The sequence below is a fragment of the Pseudomonas sp. 3B-A001-10F genome, assembly GCF_056313565.1.
Window position 1 is genome coordinate 64,581 of the sequence record NZ_JBQYFW010000005.1, and the last position, 23,987, is coordinate 88,567.

Annotated in this window: 18 protein-coding genes; 9 read left to right on the forward strand and 9 right to left on the reverse strand. The window is 58.0% G+C overall.

Annotated features, from left to right (window positions below; translation table 11 throughout):
- Positions 1-162: 162 nt before the first annotated feature.
- Genes AC0ZWN_RS07120 through AC0ZWN_RS07130 form a run of 3 tightly spaced genes read right to left on the reverse strand, consistent with a single transcriptional unit; the run spans position 163 to position 3,458 of the window.
- The gene (locus AC0ZWN_RS07120) at positions 163-1,128 is read right to left on the reverse strand and encodes an HlyD family secretion protein (RefSeq protein ID WP_476334532.1); all 966 of its coding nucleotides are present in this window, start codon (positions 1,126-1,128) and stop codon (positions 163-165) included.
- A 4-nt stretch (positions 1,129-1,132) separates the two neighbouring features.
- Positions 1,133-1,333, reverse strand: coding sequence for a DUF1656 domain-containing protein (locus AC0ZWN_RS07125; RefSeq protein WP_007914938.1), 201 nt, complete (start codon positions 1,331-1,333; stop codon positions 1,133-1,135).
- Positions 1,323-3,458 carry an FUSC family protein gene (locus tag AC0ZWN_RS07130; protein WP_476334533.1) on the reverse strand — a complete coding sequence of 712 codons (2,136 nt, stop codon included), beginning with the start codon at positions 3,456-3,458 and terminating at the stop codon, positions 1,323-1,325. The genes AC0ZWN_RS07125 and AC0ZWN_RS07130 overlap by 11 nt, the downstream gene beginning before the upstream one ends.
- Positions 3,459-3,628: 170 nt before the next feature.
- Between AC0ZWN_RS07130 and AC0ZWN_RS07135 the strand changes: the two genes are divergently transcribed.
- From AC0ZWN_RS07135 to AC0ZWN_RS07145, 3 genes are all read left to right on the forward strand, one after another.
- Entirely contained in the window at positions 3,629-4,684 is a 1,056-nt protein-coding gene (locus AC0ZWN_RS07135; RefSeq protein WP_460128917.1) for a tetratricopeptide repeat protein, read from the forward strand.
- Positions 4,685-4,815: 131 nt separating this feature from the next.
- A complete protein-coding gene (locus AC0ZWN_RS07140) occupies positions 4,816-6,318 on the forward strand; it encodes an ATPase domain-containing protein (protein ID WP_476334534.1) in 1,503 nt (500 codons plus the stop codon).
- Positions 6,315-7,985 carry an ATP-binding protein gene (locus tag AC0ZWN_RS07145; RefSeq protein WP_476334536.1) on the forward strand — a complete coding sequence of 557 codons (1,671 nt, stop codon included), beginning with the start codon at positions 6,315-6,317 and terminating at the stop codon, positions 7,983-7,985. Before AC0ZWN_RS07140 ends, AC0ZWN_RS07145 begins: the two co-directional genes overlap by 4 nt.
- 115 nt (positions 7,986-8,100) lie before the next feature.
- On the opposite strand, the gene AC0ZWN_RS07150 is transcribed toward AC0ZWN_RS07145, so the two are convergent.
- Genes AC0ZWN_RS07150 through AC0ZWN_RS07170 form a run of 5 tightly spaced genes read right to left on the reverse strand, consistent with a single transcriptional unit; the run spans position 8,101 to position 14,645 of the window.
- Positions 8,101-8,478, reverse strand: a complete 378-nt coding sequence (locus tag AC0ZWN_RS07150) for a response regulator (protein WP_003225116.1) — start codon at positions 8,476-8,478, stop codon at positions 8,101-8,103.
- A 44-nt stretch (positions 8,479-8,522) separates the two neighbouring features.
- Positions 8,523-9,737: a hybrid sensor histidine kinase/response regulator gene (locus AC0ZWN_RS07155; protein WP_095050852.1), complete on the reverse strand. Its 1,215-nt coding sequence runs from the start codon at positions 9,735-9,737 to the stop codon at positions 8,523-8,525.
- Positions 9,731-10,324, reverse strand: coding sequence for a chemotaxis protein CheB (locus tag AC0ZWN_RS07160; RefSeq protein WP_476334537.1), 594 nt, complete (start codon positions 10,322-10,324; stop codon positions 9,731-9,733). The genes AC0ZWN_RS07155 and AC0ZWN_RS07160 overlap by 7 nt, the downstream gene beginning before the upstream one ends.
- Entirely contained in the window at positions 10,321-11,154 is an 834-nt protein-coding gene (locus AC0ZWN_RS07165; protein ID WP_093431257.1) for a CheR family methyltransferase, read from the reverse strand. The genes AC0ZWN_RS07160 and AC0ZWN_RS07165 overlap by 4 nt, the downstream gene beginning before the upstream one ends.
- Positions 11,154-14,645, reverse strand: a complete 3,492-nt coding sequence (locus tag AC0ZWN_RS07170) for a response regulator (protein ID WP_476334538.1) — start codon at positions 14,643-14,645, stop codon at positions 11,154-11,156. The genes AC0ZWN_RS07165 and AC0ZWN_RS07170 overlap by 1 nt, the downstream gene beginning before the upstream one ends.
- Before the next feature lie 263 nt (positions 14,646-14,908).
- Here AC0ZWN_RS07170 and AC0ZWN_RS07175 point away from each other — a divergent pair, with 263 nt between their 5' ends.
- Positions 14,909-15,286: a response regulator gene (locus AC0ZWN_RS07175; RefSeq protein WP_476334540.1), complete on the forward strand. Its 378-nt coding sequence runs from the start codon at positions 14,909-14,911 to the stop codon at positions 15,284-15,286.
- 162 nt (positions 15,287-15,448) lie between these two features.
- On the opposite strand, the gene AC0ZWN_RS07180 is transcribed toward AC0ZWN_RS07175, so the two are convergent.
- Entirely contained in the window at positions 15,449-17,788 is a 2,340-nt protein-coding gene (locus tag AC0ZWN_RS07180; protein ID WP_093431248.1) for a hypothetical protein, read from the reverse strand.
- A 271-nt stretch (positions 17,789-18,059) separates the two neighbouring features.
- Here AC0ZWN_RS07180 and AC0ZWN_RS07185 point away from each other — a divergent pair, with 271 nt between their 5' ends.
- From AC0ZWN_RS07185 to AC0ZWN_RS07205, 5 genes are all read left to right on the forward strand, one after another.
- Positions 18,060-19,385 carry a glycosyltransferase gene (locus AC0ZWN_RS07185; RefSeq protein ID WP_476334541.1) on the forward strand — a complete coding sequence of 442 codons (1,326 nt, stop codon included), beginning with the start codon at positions 18,060-18,062 and terminating at the stop codon, positions 19,383-19,385.
- Positions 19,386-19,486: 101 nt separating this feature from the next.
- Positions 19,487-20,371, forward strand: a complete 885-nt coding sequence (locus AC0ZWN_RS07190; protein WP_476334542.1) for a phosphatidylinositol-specific phospholipase C domain-containing protein — start codon at positions 19,487-19,489, stop codon at positions 20,369-20,371.
- Between the two features lie 68 nt (positions 20,372-20,439).
- Positions 20,440-21,345, forward strand: coding sequence for a helix-turn-helix domain-containing protein (locus AC0ZWN_RS07195; RefSeq protein WP_476334544.1), 906 nt, complete (start codon positions 20,440-20,442; stop codon positions 21,343-21,345).
- Positions 21,346-21,688: 343 nt separating this feature from the next.
- On the forward strand, positions 21,689-22,999 hold the full coding sequence (locus tag AC0ZWN_RS07200; RefSeq protein WP_476334546.1) for an ABC transporter substrate-binding protein: 1,311 nt from the start codon (positions 21,689-21,691) through the stop codon (positions 22,997-22,999).
- 61 nt (positions 23,000-23,060) lie between these two features.
- On the forward strand, positions 23,061-23,987 hold the full coding sequence (locus tag AC0ZWN_RS07205; RefSeq protein WP_476334547.1) for a carbohydrate ABC transporter permease: 927 nt from the start codon (positions 23,061-23,063) through the stop codon (positions 23,985-23,987).

Genomic DNA, 23,987 nt, shown 5'->3' on the forward strand with positions numbered 1-23,987 from the left:
ACCAACCAATTTTTTTGCCCCGCGTATCATTCGGTCGCGGGGCTTTTTTTATTTTTGATCAATGAAATCTTGTGGCAGCGAGCCTGCTCGCGAATGCGGTGTGTCAGGCGACACCATCGGGGCTGATCCATTGCTTTCGCGAGCAGGCTCGCTCCCACAGGGTTAACGGTGTTCCTCAGATTGGGGGTTTTCCAGCACGGTGACGGTCGCTGTGGTACCCGCACGCAGGCGATTTTTGCCGGCGTAGTCGCCATCGATTTCGATCCGTACGGGCACCCGTTGCGCCAGTTTCACCCAGGTGTAACTCGGGTTGATGTTGGCCAGCAGCCGGCTGCCCGGTGCGTTTTCGCGGTCGGCAATGGCGAAGGCAATGCTTTGCACCGTGCCGCCGAACGTCTGCCCGCCCATCAATTGCACCCGCACCCGATCGCCCTCGCCGATTCGCGGCAGTTTGGTTTCTTCGAAGTAACCACTGATGTAGAACGAATCACTGTCGACCAGCGCCATCAAAGCGCCGCCGCTTACCGCGTAGTCACCCTCCCGGGTCAGGAGATTGGTCACGTAACCGCTGACTGGCGACTCGACGCGGGTGCGCTGCAAATCCAGTTCGGCCTGGGTCATTGCGGCAATCGCCAACTGCACGTTCGCCTCTGCGAGGCCGAGATTGGCTTGATTGCGCAGCAGATCCGCCTGGGCCACCGCCACATCGGTACTGGACTTCTCCCACTCCTCCCCGGAAATCGCAAAACCCTGCTTGAGCGTACGCCGCCGACGCTCTTCGCTTTGCCGCTGCTTGAGCAAGGCTTCACTGGCAACAATGGCCGCTTGCGACTGCCCCAGCGTTGCCTTCGCCACTTCCACCGAACGCCGCGAGTGCTCTACCGCCAGGCGGTAGCGCGCCGGGTCGATCTCCATCAACAGCTGCCCCTTCTGCACATGCTGGTTGTCCTGCACCGCCAGACTGACAATACGCCCCGATACATCCGCCGACAGCGTCACCACGTCTGCCCTGACCCGGGCATCGCGAGTCCACGGCGCGCGTGTGTAATGCTCCCAGGCAAACCAGCCGAGGACGATCGCCAGCAGCACCACCGCCAATGTGATCAATCGCGTGAATAGCACTTTCAAGGCATCAGGCTCCCATCAGCAAAATCAGCGTGGCACACACACAGGCATACAAGGCGCCCTCGAACAGCGCCTCATGCCAGACCAGACGCAACACGCCCAAACGCCGCAATCCCCAGTCCAGCAGCATGAATATCGGGATGGCCAACAATAGCGCCTGAGCAATCGGTGGCAGATAGACACCGCCAATCTCGAAATCAATGGGCAAGGGCTGCTTCTCCTTCCGGAACAGAATGCTGGATAGCGTCACCGTGGCGCTGCAGGAATGACACCACGATCAGCAGGGCCACGCGCATACGAAACAGCGACCACACATGCTCATGGCTGGCGACGTGCAGTTCATCCAGCTCGTCGCCCAATGTGTGCAGGGTGGCCAGCAATGGCGCCAGTTGAACGTCCTGCCGCCCGGCGACAAAGCGCCCGGTCTTGCGCACGGCCGAAGCCAGACGCTGATTGAAAGCGTCCGTCAGCAATGCATTGTTGTGTGCCTGCTGCCTCAATTGATGCATCGCTACACCCAGAGCTACGCAAGCCAGGCTGATTTCATACAGTTGCTGCATGGGCCGGTTGTTCACCGCCGGCAGCAGGCCGAGCATGCTGGTCAGGCGATCGACCATGCGACTTTCAAAGGCAAACTGTTGCTCATCGGTCGCGGGCGTTTTGGTCAGCGCATACACCTGCTCGCGCGCTTCGTTATACAAACGGCGAAGGCGCCACGCCGGGCGAAACGGGAAAATCCACGCGTAAACGATCAGGGCAAGCATGGCCGCACTGACATAGGCGCCGGCAAATTCGAACCATTGAATCGCGGTGTTCTGCCCGGTACCGACATTCTGCGGGCCGAGCATCAGGAAACTCGACAACCCCAGCCCCATGCCGATGCCCGCCGTCGCCGGGCTGGCCAGACCGATTGCGATCACATACAGCAGCGGCGCCAGCAACATTGCCAACAGCTCGAAATCACTGATCGCCGGCACCAGCATGAATTGGTAGAACGCCGAGACCACCAGCGCCAGCCCCAGGCCACGGGCGTAACTCTGCGCGGCCATCAGCGGACGCGGGAACGTCGCCATCAGCGAGCAGAGGATTCCGACCAGAATCATCCCGCCCCGCGCGCCGTCCCACGCGGTTTCGATCCAGATCAATCCGGCGACCAGCAGCGCGGTGAACGCACGGATCGCATTCATCGACGCCAGGGTGAAATCCAGATGCAGAGGGCTGACCTGACCGCGATAAAGACAACTGGCCTCGCGCCCTTCCTGAATCGCATCGCTCAGTTCAAGGATTTGCTCCAGTTGCTGCAATAGCCGCGCTTGTTCCCAGCGCAGCGCCCAGGCCAGCGAGCGCAAGGTGGCGCTCATGTCTTCAGTCAACTGCTCGGCCTGATACGCCAACGCCTCGAACTGTTGTTGCAGCTTGACGAAGTGCTGGCGTGCGGGTTCGGGCAGCGCTCGCCCCTGCTCCGCCAACTGATCGAGCAGCGCCAGCTCTTCGGCGCGCAAGCGCTGGATGTCCAGCGGCAGATCGCCTTCCCAGCGTTCGGTAAGCAGTTCGCGCTGATGACGTAATGCGGTCAACCGAGAGGTCAGCAGCATCAGTTGGTTGCCCAACAGCAGCACCAGATGGCTGGCGCTGCGCAAGCGCGGCGCATCGAAATACAAGTGCCGCCGCAGGCCTTCAAGGGCGCTGATCTCGCCGAGCAGTTGCATTTGCCGGCGCTGGAACTCCACTTCGCTTTCTTCCGTACGAAGCACGGCGGCGGCATGGCTGGCGGCCAGTTTGATCACCTGATCGACTTTGGCGAAATACCCCTTGGCCACCGCTTGCGGCCGCGCCGTCAGCAGACTGACCACACATACACACGCCACGGCCAGCAAGGTTTCCGTGACGCGGGTTACCGCCAACAGAAACGTGCCGTCCTGGTCGGGAATTGCCAATAGCGCCACGACCACAGCGGTGTAACCACTGAGCACAAACGCTTGCGAGCTGGTGTAGCGCAGCAACGTGCCGCCGGCCGTGCACAGCGCCAGCCACAGGGCCAGGGTGGTAATGAATGGCAGCGGGGCCTGGGGAAAGATCGCCATGATCACTACTGCCACCGCTGCCCCAAGCGTCGTGCCGATCACCTGGCCGAAACTGCGTGCCAGCGCCATCCCGGCCAACGGCTGGCTGACAATGACCACCGCCATGATCGACCACTTGGGCTGATCGAGATCGAACAGAAACGCCAGATACAGCGTCAGCAACCCCGCCGCAATGGTCCGCAGGGCAAACAGCAGGACGGCCTGACCAGGGTGAATCACGGCCTTGAAGTAATTGAACAGGGCTTGCATGGGCACACTCATCGAAGCGACTTCTGCAAGCGTAGACACTGCAACGAAAGACTGACGGGTAACTGAGTCGACGCAGTTTGTAGGGCGATTCGCATGCAAGAGTTTGACTCATGGCCGAAGCTGACCGAAGCTTGCCGCTCTGCTCAAGAACGCCTGTTTCGGAAACCTGCATGCCTCAGTCTCGCCGCTACTTGCTTATCAGCCTGGGCCTTGTGCTTGTCGTCATTGTCGCGTGGTTGTCCGTGCGCAGCACCGTGCCGGTCATACCCGATGCGATCAAACACGGCTATAGCGAGGCGTTGGATGCCGCGCGCAAGGGTCAACCGGGCGCGGCGCGTCAGTTGTATCAGCAACTGGGCCGTCCGGACATTTCGGTCAAGCGCCGCGTGTGGCTGCATGGCGAGCTGCCTAACTACCCGAGTCCACAGGCGTTGAAGCTGGCCGACACAGACCTGCAAAACGAATCCCCCGCCGTGCGGCTGGCGGCGATCAAAAGCGTGGTCGGACTGGTGCCGGGCGGGCAACGGAGCCTGTTGCTCGGGCCAATGCTCGAGGATGAGGATCAAACTGTTCGCTTCGCCGCGATCAACGCCCTGCTCGGCTTGACCCCGGATGAGCTGGGGCTGTATTTCGCGCCGCTGCAACAAGCGATCGACGGTTGGGAGCAAACGCTCAAGGCATTGCCGGAAAGCGCTGGCAACTACGCGCAACTGGCCCGACTGCATCTACACAACGCCGAACTCAAGGAGGCACAGGTCGCGCTTGAGAATACCCTGCGCATGGAACCCGGCAATCTGCAGGCGCTGGTGATGCAGATCGATGTCCTCGATCGCCAGGGCCAAACCGATGCCGCCCGCCAATTGCTGGGCCAACAACTCAAGGCACAACCTGACTCGGCTTATCTGCAACATGCCTTGGGCCTTTGGCTGTTGCACCACGATCAGCGCGAATACGCCCTGCTCGGTTTGTCCAAAGCCGTGGAGCTTGAGCCGGACAACAAGGATTATCGCTACGACCTCGCCACCACCCTGCACAGCGCCGAAGAACTGGAAGCGGCGCAGAAGCAGTTGCAGGAAATCGTCCAGCGCCACCCCGCCGACCGCAAGGCGCGGGTCTTGCTGATCAATTACTGGAAGGAAAGCGGACAACTGCAGAATGTGCAGATCCTGCTGGCGCAACTGGAGCAGCTGAACCCGGATGATCCTGAGTTACAGCAAGGCCTCTGAAGTACTTTTGACCGCTCGCTGGACACATCCGGCAAGGAATTTCGGAACTGCCATCACGCCATAGGGTCAAGTTAATCAGGCCGCTCAATTAGTTGGCGGCCTCGCTTCCCTTAGTCATGAGAGGGCATTTTTTGTCTACTTCTAACGAGTTGATCAGTGCGAAAGCCGCTACCGGCATTGTGGGTCTGGATGACATCCTGGCCGGTGGTTTGTCTCGCGGTCATGTTTTTTTGCTGGAGGGTGAGCCCGGAACCGGCAAAACCACGGTCGCGTTGCATTTCCTCTTGGCCGGCGCGAAAGCCGGCGAACGCTCGTTGTACATCACGCTCTCGGAAACCGAGCGCGAACTGAGGCAAGGGGCGTCGTCGCACGGCTGGACGCTGGATGACAACATCAAGATCTTCGAGCTGACGCCCCCGGAAAGCCTGCTCAATGCTGAACACCAACAGAGCCTGCTGTATTCCTCCGACCTGGAACTGGGCGAAGCCACCAAGCAGATTTTCGAAGCGGTCGAACGCTACAAGCCCACGCGTGTGGTGCTCGACAGCCTGTCGGAGATCCGCTTGCTGGCGCAGAGTTCGTTGCGTTATCGCCGCCAGATTCTGGCCATCAAGCATTACTTTGTGCGCTACAACGCCACGGTTCTGCTGCTTGACGACCTGACCACCGAATCCCTCGACAAAACCGTGCACAGCGTGGCCCACGGGGTGATTCGCCTCGAAGAGCTGACGCCTAACTACGGCGCCGAACGGCGACGCGTGCGAGTGGTCAAGTACCGAGGCCAGAAATATCGCGGCGGTTTCCACGACTTCACCATCATGGGCGACGGCGTGCACGTGTTCCCGCGTCTGGTGGCGGCTGAACACCGTGGCGACTATGCGCGCTTGCAACTGTCCAGTGGCATCCCGGAAATGGACGCCCTGCTCGGCGGCGGCATCGAGACCGGCTCCAGCACGCTGATTCTCGGCCCTGCCGGTACCGGTAAATCGCTGATCTCGATGATCTTCGCCGCCGCTGCCGTGCTCCGTGGCGAGAAAGCCGCACTGTTTATCTTCGATGAAGAACTGGGCCTGCTGTTCGAGCGCATGAAAAACATCGGCATCGATCTCAAGGCCCTGCAGGCGACCGGCAATCTGTTGATCGAACAGGTCGACGCCGCCGAACTGTCACCGGGCGAGTTTTCCCACCGCGTGCGGCGCTGTGTCGATGAAGGTCAAATCAAAACCGTGGTTATCGACAGCATCAACGGCTATCAGGCAGCAATGCCGGAAGAAAACGCGCTGGTGCTGCACATGCACGAACTGTTGCTCTACCTGAACCGCAAAGGCGCGGCGACGTTCATGACGGTTGCCCAGCATGGTCTGGTCGGCGACATGCAAGCGCCGGTCGACATTACTTATCTGGCTGACACGGTGATTCTGTTGCGCTACTTCGAAGCACTGGGCAAAGTCCGCCGCGCGATCTCGATCATCAAGAAACGCACCGGCAGCCACGAATCGACCATTCGTGAATACCGCATTTCCTCGCAAGGCATGACCATCGGCGAACCGCTGGAAGCCTTTCAGGGTGTACTGCGCGGCGTCCCCACCTACCTCGGCGCGAGTAACCCGTTGTTGCAGGAAGAGCGCTTGTGACGGTCGAGGTTCCGCTGGCCGAACGGGCGCTGATTCTGGCGCCCGTGGGTCGCGACAGCCAGATTGCGCAGATGATCCTCAACGAGGCGGGTTACAGTGGAGTCGTCACTCCGAGTCTGAGTTCGTTGTGTACGGAACTGGAAATCGGTGCCGGTCTGTTGCTGGTCGCCGCTGAAGCGTTGCGCGGGCCGGAACTGGAAGCGCTGTTCCTGTATCTGCAAGAGCAACCTGCCTGGTCGGATCTGCCGATTGTGCTGTTGACCCATCACGGCGGTCAGGAACAAGGCCCCTCCTCACGCCTCAGCGATCTGCTGGGCAACGTGACGTTCCTTGAGCGACCGTTTCATCCGGCGACGCTGGTCAGTATGGTTTCCGCTGCATTGCGCGGCCGCCGACGACAATACGAAGCTCGCGACCGGCTGATCGATCTGAGTGAGAGCGAACGGCGCCTGCAATCGACCCTGGAAACCCTTGAGCAACAGGTCGAAGAGCGCACCGCGCAACTGCGCCACAACGAAGAAGCGCTGCGCCAGTCGCAAAAAATGGAAGCGGTCGGCCAGCTCACTGGTGGTATCGCCCACGACTTCAACAACATGCTCACTGGCATCATCGGCAGTCTTGAGTTGTTGCGTCGACGTCTGGCCCGTGGTCGCACCGATGACCTCGACAGCCTGATCGATCTGGGCGTGACTTCGGCCAACCGTGCCGCCGGTCTGACCCACCGCTTGCTGGCGTTTTCGCGTCGGCAGTCGCTCGACTCCAAAGCAGTGCAGATGAACGCCCTGGTTCAGTCCATGGGCGAGTTGCTGCAACGCAGCCTCAACGAAAGCATTCAGCTGGACATGCGCCTCAACGACAATCTGTGGGTTGCGGAGGCGGATCCCAATCAACTGGAAAGCGCCCTGCTCAACCTGGTGATCAATGCCCGCGACGCGATGCCCGACGGCGGCAAACTGGTGGTCGAGACCAGCAACCAGGTGCTCAAGCGCGAATTCACCGAGGCTTACAACAACCTCGAACCCGGTGATTACGTGATGCTCAGCGTCACCGACAACGGCAGTGGCATGCCACAAAGTGTCATCAACCGTGCGTTCGACCCTTTTTTCACCACCAAACCGATCGGCCAGGGCACGGGACTGGGCCTGTCGATGATCTACGGTTTCAGCAAGCAGTCACGCGGCCATGTCTCGATCGACAGCGAGATCGATGAAGGCACCACGGTCAGGCTGTACTTGCCGCGCTTTCGCGGCGAAGAACTGGCCAGCCCCGTCGCCGATATTCCGCAATTGCCGGATGCGCTTGACGGCGAAACCGTGCTGATCGTCGAAGACGACCCGGCCGTGCGCGTGCTGGTTTGCGCAGTGCTCGGTGAATTGGGTTATGCCTTCGTCGAGGCCTGGGATGCGGACAGCGCGGTGCCGATTCTGAACTCGACGCAGCGCATCGATCTGCTGATCAGTGATGTCGGTCTGCCGGGCATGAACGGCCGGCAACTGGCGGAGGTTGGTCGACAATATCGGCCAGGTCTGAAGGTCCTGTTTATCACCGGATACGCCGAGCACGCGGGAGTGCGTGGCGGGTTCCTCGATTCGGGGATGCAGATGATCACCAAACCGTTCACTTTCGACCTGTTGACCGCCAAAGTGCGGGAGATGATCAAAAGCTGATAATACTGAAACTGCAGGAGCTACCGCAGGCTGCGATCTTTTGATGTTGATCGTTAAAAAAGATCAAAAGATCGTCCGATCGCGGCCCGAGCCTGCGGCAGCTCCTACACAGATATCAGGCGAGCAATTCCTGAATCTTTTCCTGCAACACATCCAGGTCGAACGGCTTTTCCAGGATCGGCGCCTTGCGCGTGATCGGGCTGCCGGTTTCGCGGATTTCCTGCGGATAACCGCTGATGAAAATCACTTTAAGGTCCGGGCGCAGCTTAACGGCCGGCTCGGCGATCTGCACACCGGAGATCCCGCCGGGCAAACGGAAATCGGTGATCAACATGTCCAGATGTGGCTTGCTCGCAAGAATTTCGAACGCCTGCTCGCCGTTTTCGGCCTGCAACACGCGATACCCCTGCCCTGACAGGTAATCCGTCAGGACCATCAAGATAACCGGTTCGTCCTCGACGACGAGTACTACATCTTGTGCATCTACGCTCATGGGAAGCCTTTGTTCGGTCAATAGCTGCTGATACGACCGTGTGGTCACTCAGAGGTTGCGTCGGATTTGCCGTTTTCCTGGATTGGCAGACAAACGCGAAACAGGGCGCCTTCGTTGATTTCACTCTCGACGACGATGGAGCCGCCATGGGCGGCGACGATCTGCTCGGAAATGAACAGACCCAGCCCGAGTCCGGCTACTACCGTCTTGGCGGAAACCCGTTCGAACTGTTGAAAAATACGCTTCTGGTTGTCCTGGCTGATGCCGATGCCACGGTCCTGCACCTCGATCCGCGCTTCATCACCTTCACAGTAAACCCGCACCTGGATCGGACTGCGACCGCCGTAACGCAGAGCGTTAGTCAGTAGATTGGTGACTACCTGCTCGATGCGGAACTCGTCCCAATGGCCTTCCACCGGTACTGGCGCGGTAAACGACACTTCGGTTTCAGCGGCTTCGATCTGTTGCGCAAAGTTTTGCAGCAGGTTGCTCACCAGTTGCACCAGATCGAAGCGGCTCGGTCGGATCGACAATTTGCCGGTGCGAATGCGCGACACGTCGAGCATGTCTTCGATCAGGCGGATCAGGCTTTTGATCTGCCGTTCATCGCGGTCGACCATGGCGTGCATCTTGTCGAGGGTGAACGCCGCTGCGTTGTCCCGAGCCAAGTGCATCTTGCGCAACTGGGTTTCGAGGATCAGGCCGTTGAGCGGCGTACGCACTTCGTGGGCAACGATCGACATGAAGTCATCACGCATGCGCACGGCCTGCTCCAGCTCCAGCTGGGTGTTCTGCAGTTGTTGCAGCAGCGCTTCCTGCTCGCGACGGGCCTGCTCCAGGGCTTCAAGCTGTTGCTTGAGCGCTTTGCTCTGGCGGTACAGATCGACGAAGACATTGACCTTGCTTTTGACCGCATGGATATCCAGCGGTTTGTGCAGAAAGTCCACCGCCCCGCTCTCGTAACCCTTGAACGCGTAATTCAGTTCACGGCCGGCGGCGCTGACGAAAATGATCGGGATATTCTTGGTTTTCTCGGTACCACGCATCAACTCGGCGAGTTCGAAGCCATTCATGCCCGGCATCTGCACGTCGAGGATGGCCATGGCGAACTCATGTTGCAGCAACAACGACAGCGCTTCATCCGCCGATAGAGCTTTATAGACGGTACGGTCTTCGCGCTTGATCAGCGCTTCGAGCGCCAGCAGGTTCTCCGGCAGATCGTCGACGATCAGCAGTTTGGCTTGGATATTACTCAGCATGCGATTCGTTCCAGCTCGACAAGCAGACGGCCGATGCCGTGAATGGGTAGGACATGATCCGGCTGCTGAATCTTCAGGGCAGCCAAGGGCATGGTGGCGACTTGCGCGTCGTCGGGGTCCTGGACGATGGTCAAACCGCCGCAACGCTTGACCTCGGCCAACCCGCGCGCGCCATCGTGATTGGCGCCGGTCAGCAGTACAGCGGCCAGGGAAGAACCGTAGGCGTCGGCGGCCGATTCAAACAGATAGTCGATCGATGGCCGTGAATAATGCACGCGCTCTTCCAGGCTCAACGAGAGGCTGCGATCCTGCTCCACCGACAGGTGATAACCGGGCGTGGCGAAATACACGTTGCCGGCAACGATGTCCTGTTTGTCGGCAGCCTCGTGCACCGGCATCTCCACACGCCGGGAGAAGACCTCGGCCAATTGGCTGCGGCGCTCTTCGGGCAGGTGCAGGACCACAATGATCGGCAACCTGTAGCCTCGGCGCAGCGGTCCGAGCAGGCTCAGCAGCGCCTCGACGCCACCGGCGGAAGCTCCGACCACTATTGCCTCGACGCGAGGTAAATCCACAGCCTCGTTCATGTTTTACGGTAGATCCGTTCTTGTTTGACCAGCGCTTCGAACTGATTCGCGTAACCGGAGAAATCCAGCGTTTCCTTGCTGCCCAGCACTAGAAAGCCGCGGTGGCACAGCGATTCATGAAACAGACCAAAGGCGCGGTCCTGAAGTTTCTTGTTGAAGTAAATCAGTACGTTGCGACAGGAAATCAATTGAGTTTCGGAGAACACGCTGTCCGTCGCCAGACTGTGGTCGGCGAAGGTCACGTTCTCACACAGGCTCTTGTCGAAAATCGCGTAACCGTAAGCTGCAGTGTAGTAGTCGGCAAACGAGCGCTGGCCACCAGCCTGCTGATAGTTGGCCGTGTACGCACGAACATTCTCCATTGAGAAAATCCCCTGCTTGGCCTTGTCCAGCGAGCGCGGGTTGATATCGGTGGCATAGATGATCGTGCGATCGAGCAGGCCTTCTTCGCGCAACAGAATCGCCATCGAATAGACCTCCTCGCCCGTGCTGCACCCGGCGATCCAGATCTTGATCGACGGATAAGTGCGCAGTAGCGGCACCACTTCCCGGCGGATCGCGAGGAAGTGCGAAGGGTCACGAAACATCTCGCTGACCGGAATCGTCAGCAATTGCAGCAACTGCATGAACGCTGTCGGGTCATGCAGAACCTTTTCCTGCAATGCCGAAATGGTCGCGCACTCGAACTGGCTCAGCGCGTGCTGCACCCGGCGTTTGATCGAAGCGCCGGAGTAATCGCGAAAATCGTAGCTGTACTTGAGGTAGATCGCCTCAATCAACAAGCGCAGTTCGATTTCACTGTTTCGTTCGGCTGGCGTACTGCGTTCCACTAAATGCGTTCCATTTTTGGTAACCACACGCGAATCAGCGAGAACAGGCGATCCAGGTCGATAGGCTTGGCCAGGTAATCATTGGCGCCCGCCTGCAGGCAGCGCTCCTGATCGTCTTTCATGGCCTTGGCCGTCACCGCGATGATCGGCAACTTGCGCCAGCGCGGATCCTTGCGGATTTCAATGGTGGCTTCAAAACCGTCCATTTCCGGCATCATCACGTCCATCAACACCAGATCGATGTCCTCGACTTCATTGAGTCTTTCAATCGCCTCACGCCCGTTACGGCCGATGACCACGACTGCGCCTTTGGTCTCCAGGGCACTGGTGAGGGCGAAAATGTTACGCACATCGTCGTCCACCAGCAGCACCTTGCGACCCTCGAAGACCTTGTCGCGGCTGCGCGCGGTCTTGAGCATCTTCTGCCGTTCATGGGACAACTGCGATTCGACTTTGTGCAGAAAGAGTGTGACCTCGTCCAGCAAGCGCTCTGGCGAACGTGCGCCCTTGATGATGATCGAGCGCGAATACTTGCGCAGTTCGGCCTCTTCATCGCGGGTCAGGTTGCGCCCGGTGTAGACGATAACCGGCGGGAACGAGCAGATGTCCTCGGTGGACATGCGCTTGAGCAGGTCATTGCCGAGCATGTCCGGCAACTTCAGGTCGATGACCATGCAGTCGTAGATCGTCGTGCGCAGCAACTCCAGCGCGTCCTGCGCGAGGCCGACGGCGGTGATTTCGATGTCTTCGTCACCGATCAGACGCGCAATGCTTTCGCGCTGCAAATCGTCGTCCTCGACCAACAGCACGCGTTTGACCTTTTGGGTCAGCTTGGCTTCGAGACGGGCGAATACGTCCTTGAGCTCTTCGCGGGTGGTCGGTTTGACCGCATAGCCGATCGCGCCCATGTGCATTGCCGCTTCGACACGGTCCTCGACGGAAATCACATGCACCGGGATATGCCGGGTTCCAGCGTGTTCCTTCAGGCGTTGCAGCACGGTGAGGCCGGAGTGATCCGGCAGGCGCATGTCGAGCAGGATCGCGTCCGGCACGAACTCTTTGGCGAGGTCGTAACCTTCGTCCGCGCCATGGGCCACCAGGCACTGATAGCCCAGTTCATGCGCCAGATCGTAGAGGATGTGCGCAAAGTTCGGCTCGTCTTCCACCACCAGAATGCAGCGCGTGGCGAATGGCGCCTTATTGCGGTCATCGGCGAAGCGCGGAATATGCACCGGCGCCAACGGCGAAACAACCGGCGCCAGTGGCGCGCTGGCCACCGCCGCTGGCGGGGTAAAGGTCAACGGTGCGAACGCAACTTCATTGGCCTCGTTGAACTGCTGCGGCAGCAGCAACGTGAACACACTGCCCTGCCCCGGTGTGCTGCTGACGCTGATCGAACCGCCAAGCAAGGTCGCCAGATCCCGCGAAATCGACAGGCCCAGACCGGTGCCGCCGTACTTGCGGTTGGTGGTGCCGTCGGCCTGGCGGAAGGCTTCGAAAATGCTCTCCTGCTGGTCGGCAGCGATGCCGATACCCGAATCGCGCACGATGAACGCGACCCGATCATCCGGCTGACCGGCGACGGTCAGGCTGACCGCGCCCTTCTCGGTGAACTTCACGGCGTTGGACAGCAGGTTCTTGATCACCTGCTCCAGCCGCTGACGGTCGGTGTAGAGCATGCCCGGTGCGCCAGGTTGCACATCGACGCTGAAGGTCAGCTGTTTGTCTGCCGCCAAAGGTTCGAACACGCTGCGCAGACCATCGGCCAGACGCGCCACGCTGGTGTTCTCCGGAATCACTTCGAGCTTGCCCGCCTCGACCTTGGAGATGTCCAGAATGTCGTTGATCAGGTTGAGCAGATCGTTGCCGGCGGAGTAGATCGACTCGGCAAACTTGACCTGTTCGGCGCTGAGGTTGTCCTGTGGGTTCTCCGCGAGCAACTTGGCCAGAATCAGCGAACTGTTCAGCGGCGTGCGCAGTTCGTGGGACATGTTGGCGAGGAATTCGGACTTGTACTTGCTCGAGCGTTGAAGCTCTTCGGCGCGCTCTTCGAGTTGTACCTGAGCCTGATTGAGTTCGGTGTTTTTCAGATCCATGGCGTCGCGTTGCTCGGCCAGCGTCTGCGCCTGTTCGGCAAGTTGCTCGTTGGTCTGTTCCAGTTCGACTTGCTGGGTTTCCAGATGCGCCTGGGATTCCTTGAGAATCCGCGACTGCTCTTCCAGTTCTTCGTTGGCGGTTTTCAACTCTTCCTGCTGCACCTGCAACTCTTCGTTGAGCTGCTGGGTTTCGGCCAGCACTTCCTGCAAGCGCTGGCGATAGCGCGCAGCTTCGATTGACGTACCGATGTTGGCGGCAATCAGCTCCAGCAGTTCGATATCGCGATCATTGAGCGGCCGCAGGAAACCCAGCTCGATCACACCATTGACGCGGTCGTCATCGCTGGTCGGCACCACCAGCACACTGTGCGGCAAGCCTTCGCCCAGCCCCGAGCTGACTTTGAAGTAGTCCGACGGCACCGAATCCAGACGGATCAACCGCGCCTGCTGCGCCACTTGGCCAACAATGCCTTCGCCGCTGTAGATCGACTGATCTTGTTCTTCCTGCTCGCGGGAGAAACCGTAAGTAGCCACCCGCTTGAGGCCGCCATGTTCTTCACGCACATACAATGCGGCCACGGCGGTGCCCAGATATTGCGCGCAGAACTGCAGAATATTGCGCCCCAGCAGATTCAGCGTCAGTTGCCCCAGCACCTGCTCGGCCAGCTCGGTCTGACCATTGCGCAACCACGCCTGCTGCTCCAGACGTTCGGCACTGGCTTGCTGCGCGGCAAGGTTGGCGCTGTAGTTGGTCGACAGGTTGACCAGATCACGCCGGCCGATATAGGCCAGCAAGCCACTGATACCGGCAATGAACACCAGATAGAGGCTGATGCTCCAGATCGTGGTGCGGCGCACGTCTTCATTACGCGTGGTGCGCAGGACCTGTTCGGTCTCGATGACGTCTTCGAATTGCTTGCGGATCTCGTCCGTCAGGCGTTTGCCGCGTCCCGCCTTGACCGCGCCCCGGTAGTCGCCACTGGAGCGCTGCAGATCGATCATCGACTGGGCGTAATTGGACCACTCAACCTGCAAGGCTTGCAGACGGCGCAGACGATCGGTTTGTACAGGGTTGTCGGCGGTCAGTTCGAGCAAGGTACTGAGGGCCACCGCGATGCGCGGCTTGGCCGTTTCGTACGGGTCGAGGAAATGCTCGTCGCCGCTGAGCAGGAAACCACGCATGCCGGTTTCAAGGTCCACGGTCAGCTTCACCGCTTCGTTGGCGTTATTGATCACCCGGTCGGTGTGCTCCACCCACTGGATTACCGACAGTAGATAAGTGATCAGCGACACGAAGAACACGGCACTGAGCACACCGACGCCCAAAGGCAGACTGATGTTGCGACTCAGGAGTTTGCGAAATCGTTGCTCATCAACCGTAGACGGAGAGGACATGGGGCAGCCTTGTCGAACTGTTGAAAAACCGGCAGTTTGCCCCAAAACGACGGCGTGGATCCATTTTTCTCACATCTTTCGCCGCAAATTCCTACATGCACCAGCACCTTTACAGCCTTGAACAGTTATCCTTGCGGTCCCGTCTGCGGCTATGCTTTTTTTGTCCCAGGCAGGGAACTTGTGGCACTGCGCCACTTACTGATGAAAGAGCCCGGCACTTTTGATCGACCGGCGACCCTGAACTGACTTTCGAGAGCCTTAATATGTCTAACCCCGCCCCCACCATCCTTGTCGTAGAAGACGACAACATCGTGCGCATGCTGATCGTCGATGTGCTGGAGGAGCTGGAGTTCAAGGTGCTCGAAGCAGATGGGAGCGAACAGGCTCTGGAGGTTCTCAAGGACGCCACCAAAGAGGTTGACCTGATGATGACCGATGTCGGTTTGCCTGGCATGGATGGCCGCGAACTGGCAGGCGAAGCACGAAAACTGCGCCCCGCCCTGCCGATTCTGTTTGCCAGTGGTTATGCCGAAAACATTGACGCCCCTGCTGACATGCATGTTATCGGCAAACCATTTTCAATCGATCAATTACGCGACAAAGTCAAGAGCATTCTTCAAAGCGTATCGTTCACGGAATAGCTTTGCTCGACTCCTGCATATTGATATTCGCTTACCTCAGCCGCAGCCAGTGCCCCCGCAACACTCGTTTTTGTCCAGCCCATGGATGCCAGTCCGGCGCACGATTGCCATTCTTCATCGGCAAAATGCTTTACCGCGAACTGGCAGAGGTTTCCTGAGGTGTCAGTTTCTCGCGTTCAAGCGATCTCGTTTAGCGTTCTGCCGCTCCCGGAAGGCACTGATATCACTGCTATCAACCTTCCCTGTCGCAGGTCGCATGCCCTCCGACGCAGACTGAGCCGCCATCACAAGCGCTTCCTGCGCGTTCAGCGCTTCGTTGCCGAAATCGACGGGTGACAACAACTCTCCGTCAGCAAATGGCTGACGTAATTTGTTGCCCACATCCCGGCCCGCTCCCGCCAGCGGGTTGATTTCACTCGCCGCAATGGCCCGATTGATCGCTTTGGGATTGGCGATGAAGTTGCCGGCCGGGTCATAGGCGCCCAGAATCAGACCCGGTGGTAGGTCAACGCCATAATTGATCTCCAGCGGTGGCAGGGTTTTCAAGCCTGAGTTGGGGCGAAAAGCCAGTTCGGTGTTGGCGTATAAATGAAAGCCTTCCACCTGGCGTGCGTCGATGAAATAGGTAAATCCCCCCTTCTGTCCCCCATAGACAAAGGCTCCCGCCCCGTCCTTTTTATAGAATGCCGAGGTGGAAATACCCGCGCCATCAGGACTGAGTGCGTCATGAGCGCCGCCATATCCCCCCTTCAAACCGTTGATCTGATCGAGGTGCTTGATCGGTGCGCGCTGGGTAAATCCCTTCTGAAAGATGAGTGAAGGGTCTCGCATGTCTCCCCGAAAGACGAACCCCTGATAAACAAAGCCTTTTTCGGGACCGGACAAGCGGATGACCCGCGTCTCCGTTGCCAGCTTTTGCGCTACGTTCGGGCCGCCTGACAACTCGGCGAGATAACCGGCAACTAGCAAGCCTTTAGCCGCGTCTGGAATCTCTTTTCCTGTCGTGCTCGCCAACTGTTGACGCAGCCGTGTCGCCGAGCGGCGAAAGACCGAAGGCCGATTGCTGTTTTTGAGCGCCTGGAGCACCCGGCGCCCCACGTCTCTCTTGAGCGCAAGCGACAATGTCTTGCCGATCAGCCTTTCGGCGATCGGGCCTGCAAGTTCGGCCAGCAAACCGATCGCGGCGTTGATCCGCAACCGCTCGGTCTCGGAAGGATCATCCGATATCTCTGCACGAATCAAATCGGTCGCGGAAGCCCCGAGTCCCAGGAGAAAAGGAATCAGCATGCGAATCGGAGCAGACGCGAATGCCGCCGTTCCGCCGTAAGGCAACGAGGCGGCAAACGCAACACATTGCAGGAGATAACCGGCCGCCTCCAATGCAAAATCGGTCCAGCGTTCGGCTTCCGTTGAAACGAGCGTATCGATGTCGGCAAGTGCCCGCGCGATTTGACGATCGAACAAATCCTGACCGATATCCGAACTGGATCGAAAGACCAATTCCCGGTAGTTGGCACGGGTGACGAACACGGGAAATTCTGCGCCGCGATATTTGAAATCACGAACATACGGTTTCTGTTGATCGCGTAACGGCACGCGCTTGAGCAGGCGCTTCTGGAAGTCTTGGTTATTTTCAACAAAACGCCCACGGGCATCATGTCCGGCGGGAAATTCGAAGGCCGCACTGTCTTCCCCCAGGAAAAACACCAGGCCACGGTCCAGATTGCTTCGTCCGATAAAGACAGCGTTATCTACATTCAAATCAGGATCGCTGTGCAAGTTAAGCAAGCGTGGTGGAATCATGCCTTTGAGATACTCGAAAGCGATGACTTGATCATCCAGGGAGCGATCACCACTCTTGATGAATTCCACGACCAACTTGTTCAGCTCTGTTTTTTTCAATAAGCGGCCAAATGCGCTAACCGCAGGCGATCGCAAGTTATCTTTTACATACTGTTTAAAGTCCTCTTGATAGTCCGCATCATTGAACACCTCCCTGAGTTTCTGCGGATAATAGGAAGGCCACTGTATGGTCACTCCATAGAGTCCTTTGAGAACACGCACGTGATAGTCAGTGCAGATTTCTGCGAGAGTGAATGCTTTTTCTTTCCAGACAACCGCTTTTTTCTCTCCTTGGAGCGAGTCGCTGCGCTTGGGCGCTTCCAACTCGTAATACTTAACGCTGACCGCGGAATCATGCTGAATACGCTTGCGAACATCGTCTTCAATGACAATTTCCAATACAGTTTCATCAATACGCTCGCGAATGAAATGAGCAGGATCAAAACTCACCTCATCCATAACTGCGGCACACCCTTGCAGTATCTCCTGAGCCAGCTCTTTTACATTGACGCCTTCCACGACATCCCCTGACGACAAGACCGAACTGGCGTTTCTCGCCCTCGACAATACTGGCGTCTCATCGGCATCTGCCAAAGGGTCCAGCAACCACAGCAACGATTCTTCGGAGCCGGCATAAAGCCCGGATAGTTGATTGTTCATATAGTCTCCTGCGCACAGCACTAAAACGCGGACCGCATCTTTCAACGACTGTGGCGCAAGCGAAACTATCAATACTGCTGCACACTTATAAAGCTAATAACCATTAGCAAATCTTGCACAACAATTACACTAATCAATAGCAGAACAACCCTCTCACCTGCATTTTTACCGTAAAGCCCAAGCATATTGATAACAGTGTTAAATACCGCCCCTGCCATGGTTTAATTGCGCCTTCATCGCATCCCTCGTTTGCTGCACAGGAAAAACTCGCATGATTCAGCCTCCCGCCACCAAAGTCCTGGTCATCGGATACGTCTGGCCAGAACCGCGCTCCTCAGCGGCGAGCGGGCACGTCATGCAGATCCTCGAAACCTTCCTGCAACAAGGCTGGGACATTACCTTCAGCAGCCCGGCCGGCCCCGGTGAGCACAAAGCAGATCTTGCTGCACTCGGCATCCGCGAAGTGGCCATCGAACTCAACAACAGCAGCTTTGACCACTTCATCAGTGAACTGGCGCCGGACATTGTGTTGTTTGACCAGTTCATGATGGAAGAACAGTTCGGCTGGCGGGTTGAAAAACAATGCCCTCAGGCACTGCGCGTGCTGGAAACTTCCGACCTGCAAAGTCTGCGGCATGCGCGCCACCAACGGCTCAAGTCTCGCCTCAAGGTCAATCCGGACCAGAATGATTTCAGTGATGTATTTGCCCCGGCCCTGCGTGACGAGTTCGAGCTGATGGCCCAGACCGATCTGGCCAGACGCGAAATTGCCGCGTTGTATCGTTGCGATCTGAACCTGATGATCTCCGAAGTGGAAATCGAACTGCTGATCGAGCAGTTCGGCTTGCCTCGGCAATTGCTGCACTGGTGCCCGCTGATGATCGACCCGCCGACGGCCAAGCCGCTAGCATTTGCAGATCGGACGAACTTCTTGAGCATCGGCAACTTCCGCCATGCGCCCAACTGGGATGCTGTGCTGTGGATGAAGAGCACCATCTGGCCGCTGATTCGCCAACAGTTGCCCCAGGCCCAATTGCACATCTACGGCGCCTACACGCCGCCCAAAGCCACGGCGCTGCATAACGCCAGCGAAGGCTTCCACATCATGAACTGGGCCGAAGATGCATTGCAGGTGATGTCCGCTGCGCGGGTGTGCCTGGCGCCTTTGCGCTTTGGTGCCGGGATCAAGGGCAAACTGGTCGACGCCATGCTGTGCGGTACACCCAGCGTCACGACGCCGGTTGGCGCTGAGGCAATGCAGGGTGATCACACTTGGCCCGGTTCCATTTCAAACAGCGCAATCGAGCTCGCCAACACTGCCGTGGCGCTTTACAAGGACGAGGCGCGTTGGCAAAAAGCTTGTCTGGCGGGAACCCAGCTACTCACCGAGCGCTACCAACAAGCGATACACGGACCGGCACTTATTGAGAAACTTCGTCACTGCCAACAGCACTTGCAAACACTCAGAAACAACAACTTCACCGGCAGCATGCTGCGCCATCACGCACACAAAAGCACTCAATATATGGCGCAATGGATTGAAGCAAAAAACCGCAACACCACAGCAAACCAAGATCATTCCGGAACTTCTACATAACTTGCATTCAAACAGCGATTGGCCAAATACAAACTTGTCTCTATAACGATCCTGCGCGCACTCATATAACTTTAAATCACTATCCACGCAGGATATACACCATGAACTTTCATGATTTCCAACCCCATCAATGGATGGTCAACACACCACAGATTGATAACTTGTCTCTCAATGAGTTGACGTTGCCAGGTACACACAATGCAGGCTGCGACCTGGAAGCCTCCTACGCTCTGCTCCCCGGGAGCCTCTGGCTGGCATGCCAGGACATCCCCTTTTATGCGCAGCTCAATCGCGGCTCCCGGGCACTTGATGTACGCCTGCTGTACGACGCGCAGGCACAGGGGCTTGAGAGATTTCGCTTCCAGCACAACGGCTTTACATCTTCGCGCCATCTCGGCGATCTGATCCGCGACGTCAAGGCATTTCTTGAGCGCAGCTTCGATGAGTTCATCATTCTTGACTTCCACGAATTGGCTAATGGCAACGCGCAATTCAACCACGCTGAATTCAAACAGTTGATGCTCGAGCATTTTGGCCAACACATGATTCCTGCCGAAAACCGCCACCTGACACTAGGCCAACTTAAACAAGTCAGCCGACTACAGCGGGTCCTGGTTGCCGCGCCGATGACATGGGAAACCCGAGACAGCCGGTTCCAGGCACAAATCAATCATAAATGGATCAACCAGACCCTGGTGACCACCCACCAGTTGCACGGCTATATAAAAGAAGTCATGGGCACTTCCATCAGCCACTTGCGTCCTTGGTCTCTGAGCGCAACTTGTTATATCGCCAGCGGCCCTTTGCGCATTCTCAATAATCTGGACAACTGGTTTGATCCCGCAAAGTCAGACTGGGCAAAAAAGTGCAATATCATTAACTTCGACTTCATTAAAAACTCGAAAGTGGTGTTTTTTTGCCAACAGGCCAATATGGAGAAAGCCATCGAGAAGTCCAGAATGCCCCTCCACCAACAGCCGGCTTGAACGAGGCTGGCGCACCACACGGCAAACGAGGCATGATCGCCTGGCGATCATGAAAAAGTACTCAGGCCATGACCCGAACCGCCCGCGTGACCGACCCCTCGTACGAGTTGATGGATGACCATAACGGGTTGTCCATCATCTACCGCCAGCATGGTTTTCCGTGCCCACTGGTGCGCTGGCATTTCCACAAGGAATACGAACTGCACTTGATCGTGGCCAGCTCAGGCAAGGTGTTCATCGGCGACTACATCGGCAACTTTTACCCCGAAACCCTGTTTCTCACCGGCCCCAACCTGCCGCATAACTGGATCAGTCAGGTGGCCGAAGACGAGGTCGTGGAGAAGCGTGACATGCTGGTGAACTTCACCGACGAGTTATTCGAGAGTGGCCACCAGGTGTTTGCCGAACTGAAAACCTTGGCGCCCCTGCTGGAGCGCGCGCAGTACGGCATCGAATTTCGCTGCAAGCGCACGATCCACCAGGCCATGACGCTGATGCAGCGTATCGCCGACAGCAAGGGCATCACCCGCCTCGGGCACTTCTTCATCCTGATGGAGTTGCTCGCGGCGAGCGATGATTTCCAATTGCTGTCCGGTGCGACCACGCCGCAACTGGCCGATGAACACAATATCGACCGCACTAACCGCGCGGTCGATTACATCTTCAGCCACTACGCCCGCGACATTTCCCTGGAGGAAGTGGCCGAGCATTTGGGCATGACGCCGACCTATTTCAGTCGCGTATTCAAACAGGCCACCGGGCGCAATTTCATCGAGTTCGTCAATCGGCTGCGTATCAGCAAGTCTTGCGAATTGCTGGCTGATGGCGACAAACCGGTGACCGACGTGTGTTTCGAGTCCGGATTCAACAATATTTCCAACTTCAATCGGCGCTTTCAGCAGCTCAAGGGTATGACGCCCTCGCATTACCGACGGCTCGCCGTGCAGCGCCTGACTGAACAGAACCACCACTGACAATGCAGTTCCCATGTGGGAGCGAGCTTGCTCGCGAAAGCGGCGTGTCAGGCAACAAATTTGCAAACTGATACAACGCATTCGCGAGCAAGCTCGCTCCCACAATGGACCTCGCAATGCTCTGAAACCTGTACGTATTCATTAACTGCTCCCCGCTGTAACCCCCTTCCCTGCGTTCACCCGGCCAACGCCCAGTGCAAAAAAGTATCGATAAAAGTGCTAGGGATGATTTGTCAGCCCTGCGATTGAAGGCTGTAATCAGCGCACATTCTTCCTGCACAGGAAGACACAAAAACAATAACTGTCCTTCTGTAACCCTCCGGGTGCAGAAAAGGAGTGCACGATGCAACCGACTGCAAAAGCTCTGCTTGCCCTCACCTGCATGACCCTCAGCAGCGTCAGCCTTGGCGCCCAGACCCTGACCATCGCCACCGTCAACAACAGCGACATGATCCGCATGCAAAAGCTCTCGAAAACCTTCGAGACCGAGCATCCGGACATCAAGCTCAACTGGGTGGTGCTCGAAGAAAACGTCCTGCGTCAACGCCTGACCACCGACATCGCCACCCAGGGTGGCCAGTTCGACGTGCTGACCATCGGCATGTACGAAGCGGCACTGTGGGGCGCCAAGGGCTGGCTCGAACCGATGAAGGATCTGCCGGCCAGTTACGCCCTCGACGATGTGTTCCCGTCGGTGCGTGAAGGCCTGTCGGTCAAGGGTTCGCTGTACGCCCTGCCGTTCTACGCGGAAAGCTCGATCACCTATTACCGCACCGACCTGTTCAAGGATGCCGGCCTGACCATGCCCGAGCGTCCGACCTGGGAAGAGATTGCCGGTTTCGCCGAAAAGCTCACGAAAAAGGACAAGGAACAGTACGGCATCTGCCTGCGCGGCAAGGCCGGCTGGGGCGAGAACATGGCGCTGATCACCACCGTCGCCAACGCCTATGGCGCGCGCTGGTTCGATGAGAAATGGCAGCCTGAATTTACCGGGCCGGAATGGAAGAACGCGCTGAATTTCTACGTCGACACCATGAAGAAATCCGGCCCGCCGGGCGCTTCCAGCAACGGTTTCAACGAAAACCTCGCACTGTTCAACAGCGGCAAATGCGCGATCTGGGTCGATGCCAGCGTCGCCGGCTCGTTCGTCACCGACAAGACCCAGAGCAAGGTTGCCGATCATGTCGGCTTCACCTTCGCCCCGCATCAAGTGACTGACAAAGGCTCGGCCTGGCTGTACTCGTGGGCGCTGGCGATTCCGACCAGCTCCAAAGCCAAAGACGCCGCGAAAGAGTTCAGCGCCTGGGCGACCTCCAAAGAGTACGGCGACCTGGTGGCCAAAACTGACGGCATCGCCAACGTACCGCCAGGCACCCGCGCCTCGACCTACAGCGATGCCTACATGAGCGCCGCGCCGTTTGCCAAGGTCACGCTGGAATCGCTGAAAGCGGCTGATCCGAGCAAGCCAACGCGGAAACCGGTGCCGTACATCGGTATTCAACTGGTGACCATTCCAGAGTTCCAGGCGGTGGGCACCCAGGTCGGCAAGCTGTTCTCGGCGGCGCTGATCGGCCAGACCACGGTGGATCAAGCCTTGACCGCCGCGCAGCAAACCACTGAACGCGAGATGAAGCGCGCCGGTTATCCCAAGTAACCGCAACAGCTCACTCCTACATTAGATCTTCATAGGTCTGTATGACTCGGTTGTGATCACCATGAATACTTCAACTGCCAAAGCCCACATCGACCTGTCGCAGCCTGCGCGCAAAGCCCGCGTACGCAATCCCGGCTGGTTTCTGGTCAGCCCTTCGGTGGCCCTGTTGCTGCTGTGGATGATCGTGCCGCTGGGCATGACCATCTACTTCTCGATGATCCGCTACAACCTGCTCTACCCCGGTGAAAACCAGTTCGTCGGGCTGGAGAATTTCAGCTACTTTCTGACCGACTCGGGCTTCATGCCCGGCGCTACCAACACGCTGTTGCTGGTCGGTAGCGTGCTGTTGATCAGCGTGGTCTTCGGCGTGCTGATCAGTGCATTGCTGGAAGCCAGTGAATTTCTCGGGCGCGGCATCGTCCGGGTCATGCTGATTTCGCCGTTTTTCATCATGCCCACGGTTGGGGCGCTGATCTGGAAGAACCTGATTTTCCATCCGGTCTCGGGGATCCTCGCCTACACCTGGAAGCTGTTCGGCGCGCAACCGGTGGACTGGCTCGCGCACTACCCGCTGCTGTCGATCATCATCATTGTGTCGTGGCAATGGCTGCCGTTCGCGATCCTGATTCTGATGACGGCCATGCAGTCCCTCGACCAGGAACAGAAGGAAGCCGCGCGCCTGGACGGTGCCGGGCCGATCGCGATCTTCTGGCACCTGACCCTGCCGCATCTGGCGCGGCCGATTGCCGTGGTGGTGATGATCGAAACGATCTTCCTGCTGTCGGTGTTCGCCGAGATTTTCACCACCACCAACGGCGGCCCCGGCTACGCCTCGACCAACCTCGCCTACCTGATCTACAACCAGGCGCTGGTGCAGTTCGATGTCGGCATGGCCTCGGCGGGCGGCTTGATTGCCGTGGTCATCGCCAACATCGCCGCGATCATTCTGGTGCGGATGATCGGCAAAAACCTGACTGACAAAGCCTGA

Coding starts and splice junctions, on each gene's coding strand:
- AC0ZWN_RS07130 (WP_476334533.1), bottom strand. CDS start 3,458: ATGCAAGCCCTGTTCAATTACTTCAAGGCCGTGATTCACCCTGGTCAG.
- AC0ZWN_RS07135 (WP_460128917.1), top strand. CDS start 3,629: ATGCCTCAGTCTCGCCGCTACTTGCTTATCAGCCTGGGCCTTGTGCTT.
- AC0ZWN_RS07150 (WP_003225116.1), bottom strand. CDS start 8,478: ATGAGCGTAGATGCACAAGATGTAGTACTCGTCGTCGAGGACGAACCG.
- AC0ZWN_RS07155 (WP_095050852.1), bottom strand. CDS start 9,737: ATGCTGAGTAATATCCAAGCCAAACTGCTGATCGTCGACGATCTGCCG.
- AC0ZWN_RS07160 (WP_476334537.1), bottom strand. CDS start 10,324: ATGAACGAGGCTGTGGATTTACCTCGCGTCGAGGCAATAGTGGTCGGA.
- AC0ZWN_RS07170 (WP_476334538.1), bottom strand. CDS start 14,645: ATGTCCTCTCCGTCTACGGTTGATGAGCAACGATTTCGCAAACTCCTG.
- AC0ZWN_RS07175 (WP_476334540.1), top strand. CDS start 14,909: ATGTCTAACCCCGCCCCCACCATCCTTGTCGTAGAAGACGACAACATC.
- AC0ZWN_RS07180 (WP_093431248.1), bottom strand. CDS start 17,788: ATGAACAATCAACTATCCGGGCTTTATGCCGGCTCCGAAGAATCGTTG.
- AC0ZWN_RS07185 (WP_476334541.1), top strand. CDS start 18,060: ATGATTCAGCCTCCCGCCACCAAAGTCCTGGTCATCGGATACGTCTGG.
- AC0ZWN_RS07190 (WP_476334542.1), top strand. CDS start 19,487: ATGAACTTTCATGATTTCCAACCCCATCAATGGATGGTCAACACACCA.
- AC0ZWN_RS07195 (WP_476334544.1), top strand. CDS start 20,440: ATGACCCGAACCGCCCGCGTGACCGACCCCTCGTACGAGTTGATGGAT.
- AC0ZWN_RS07200 (WP_476334546.1), top strand. CDS start 21,689: ATGCAACCGACTGCAAAAGCTCTGCTTGCCCTCACCTGCATGACCCTC.
- AC0ZWN_RS07205 (WP_476334547.1), top strand. CDS start 23,061: ATGAATACTTCAACTGCCAAAGCCCACATCGACCTGTCGCAGCCTGCG.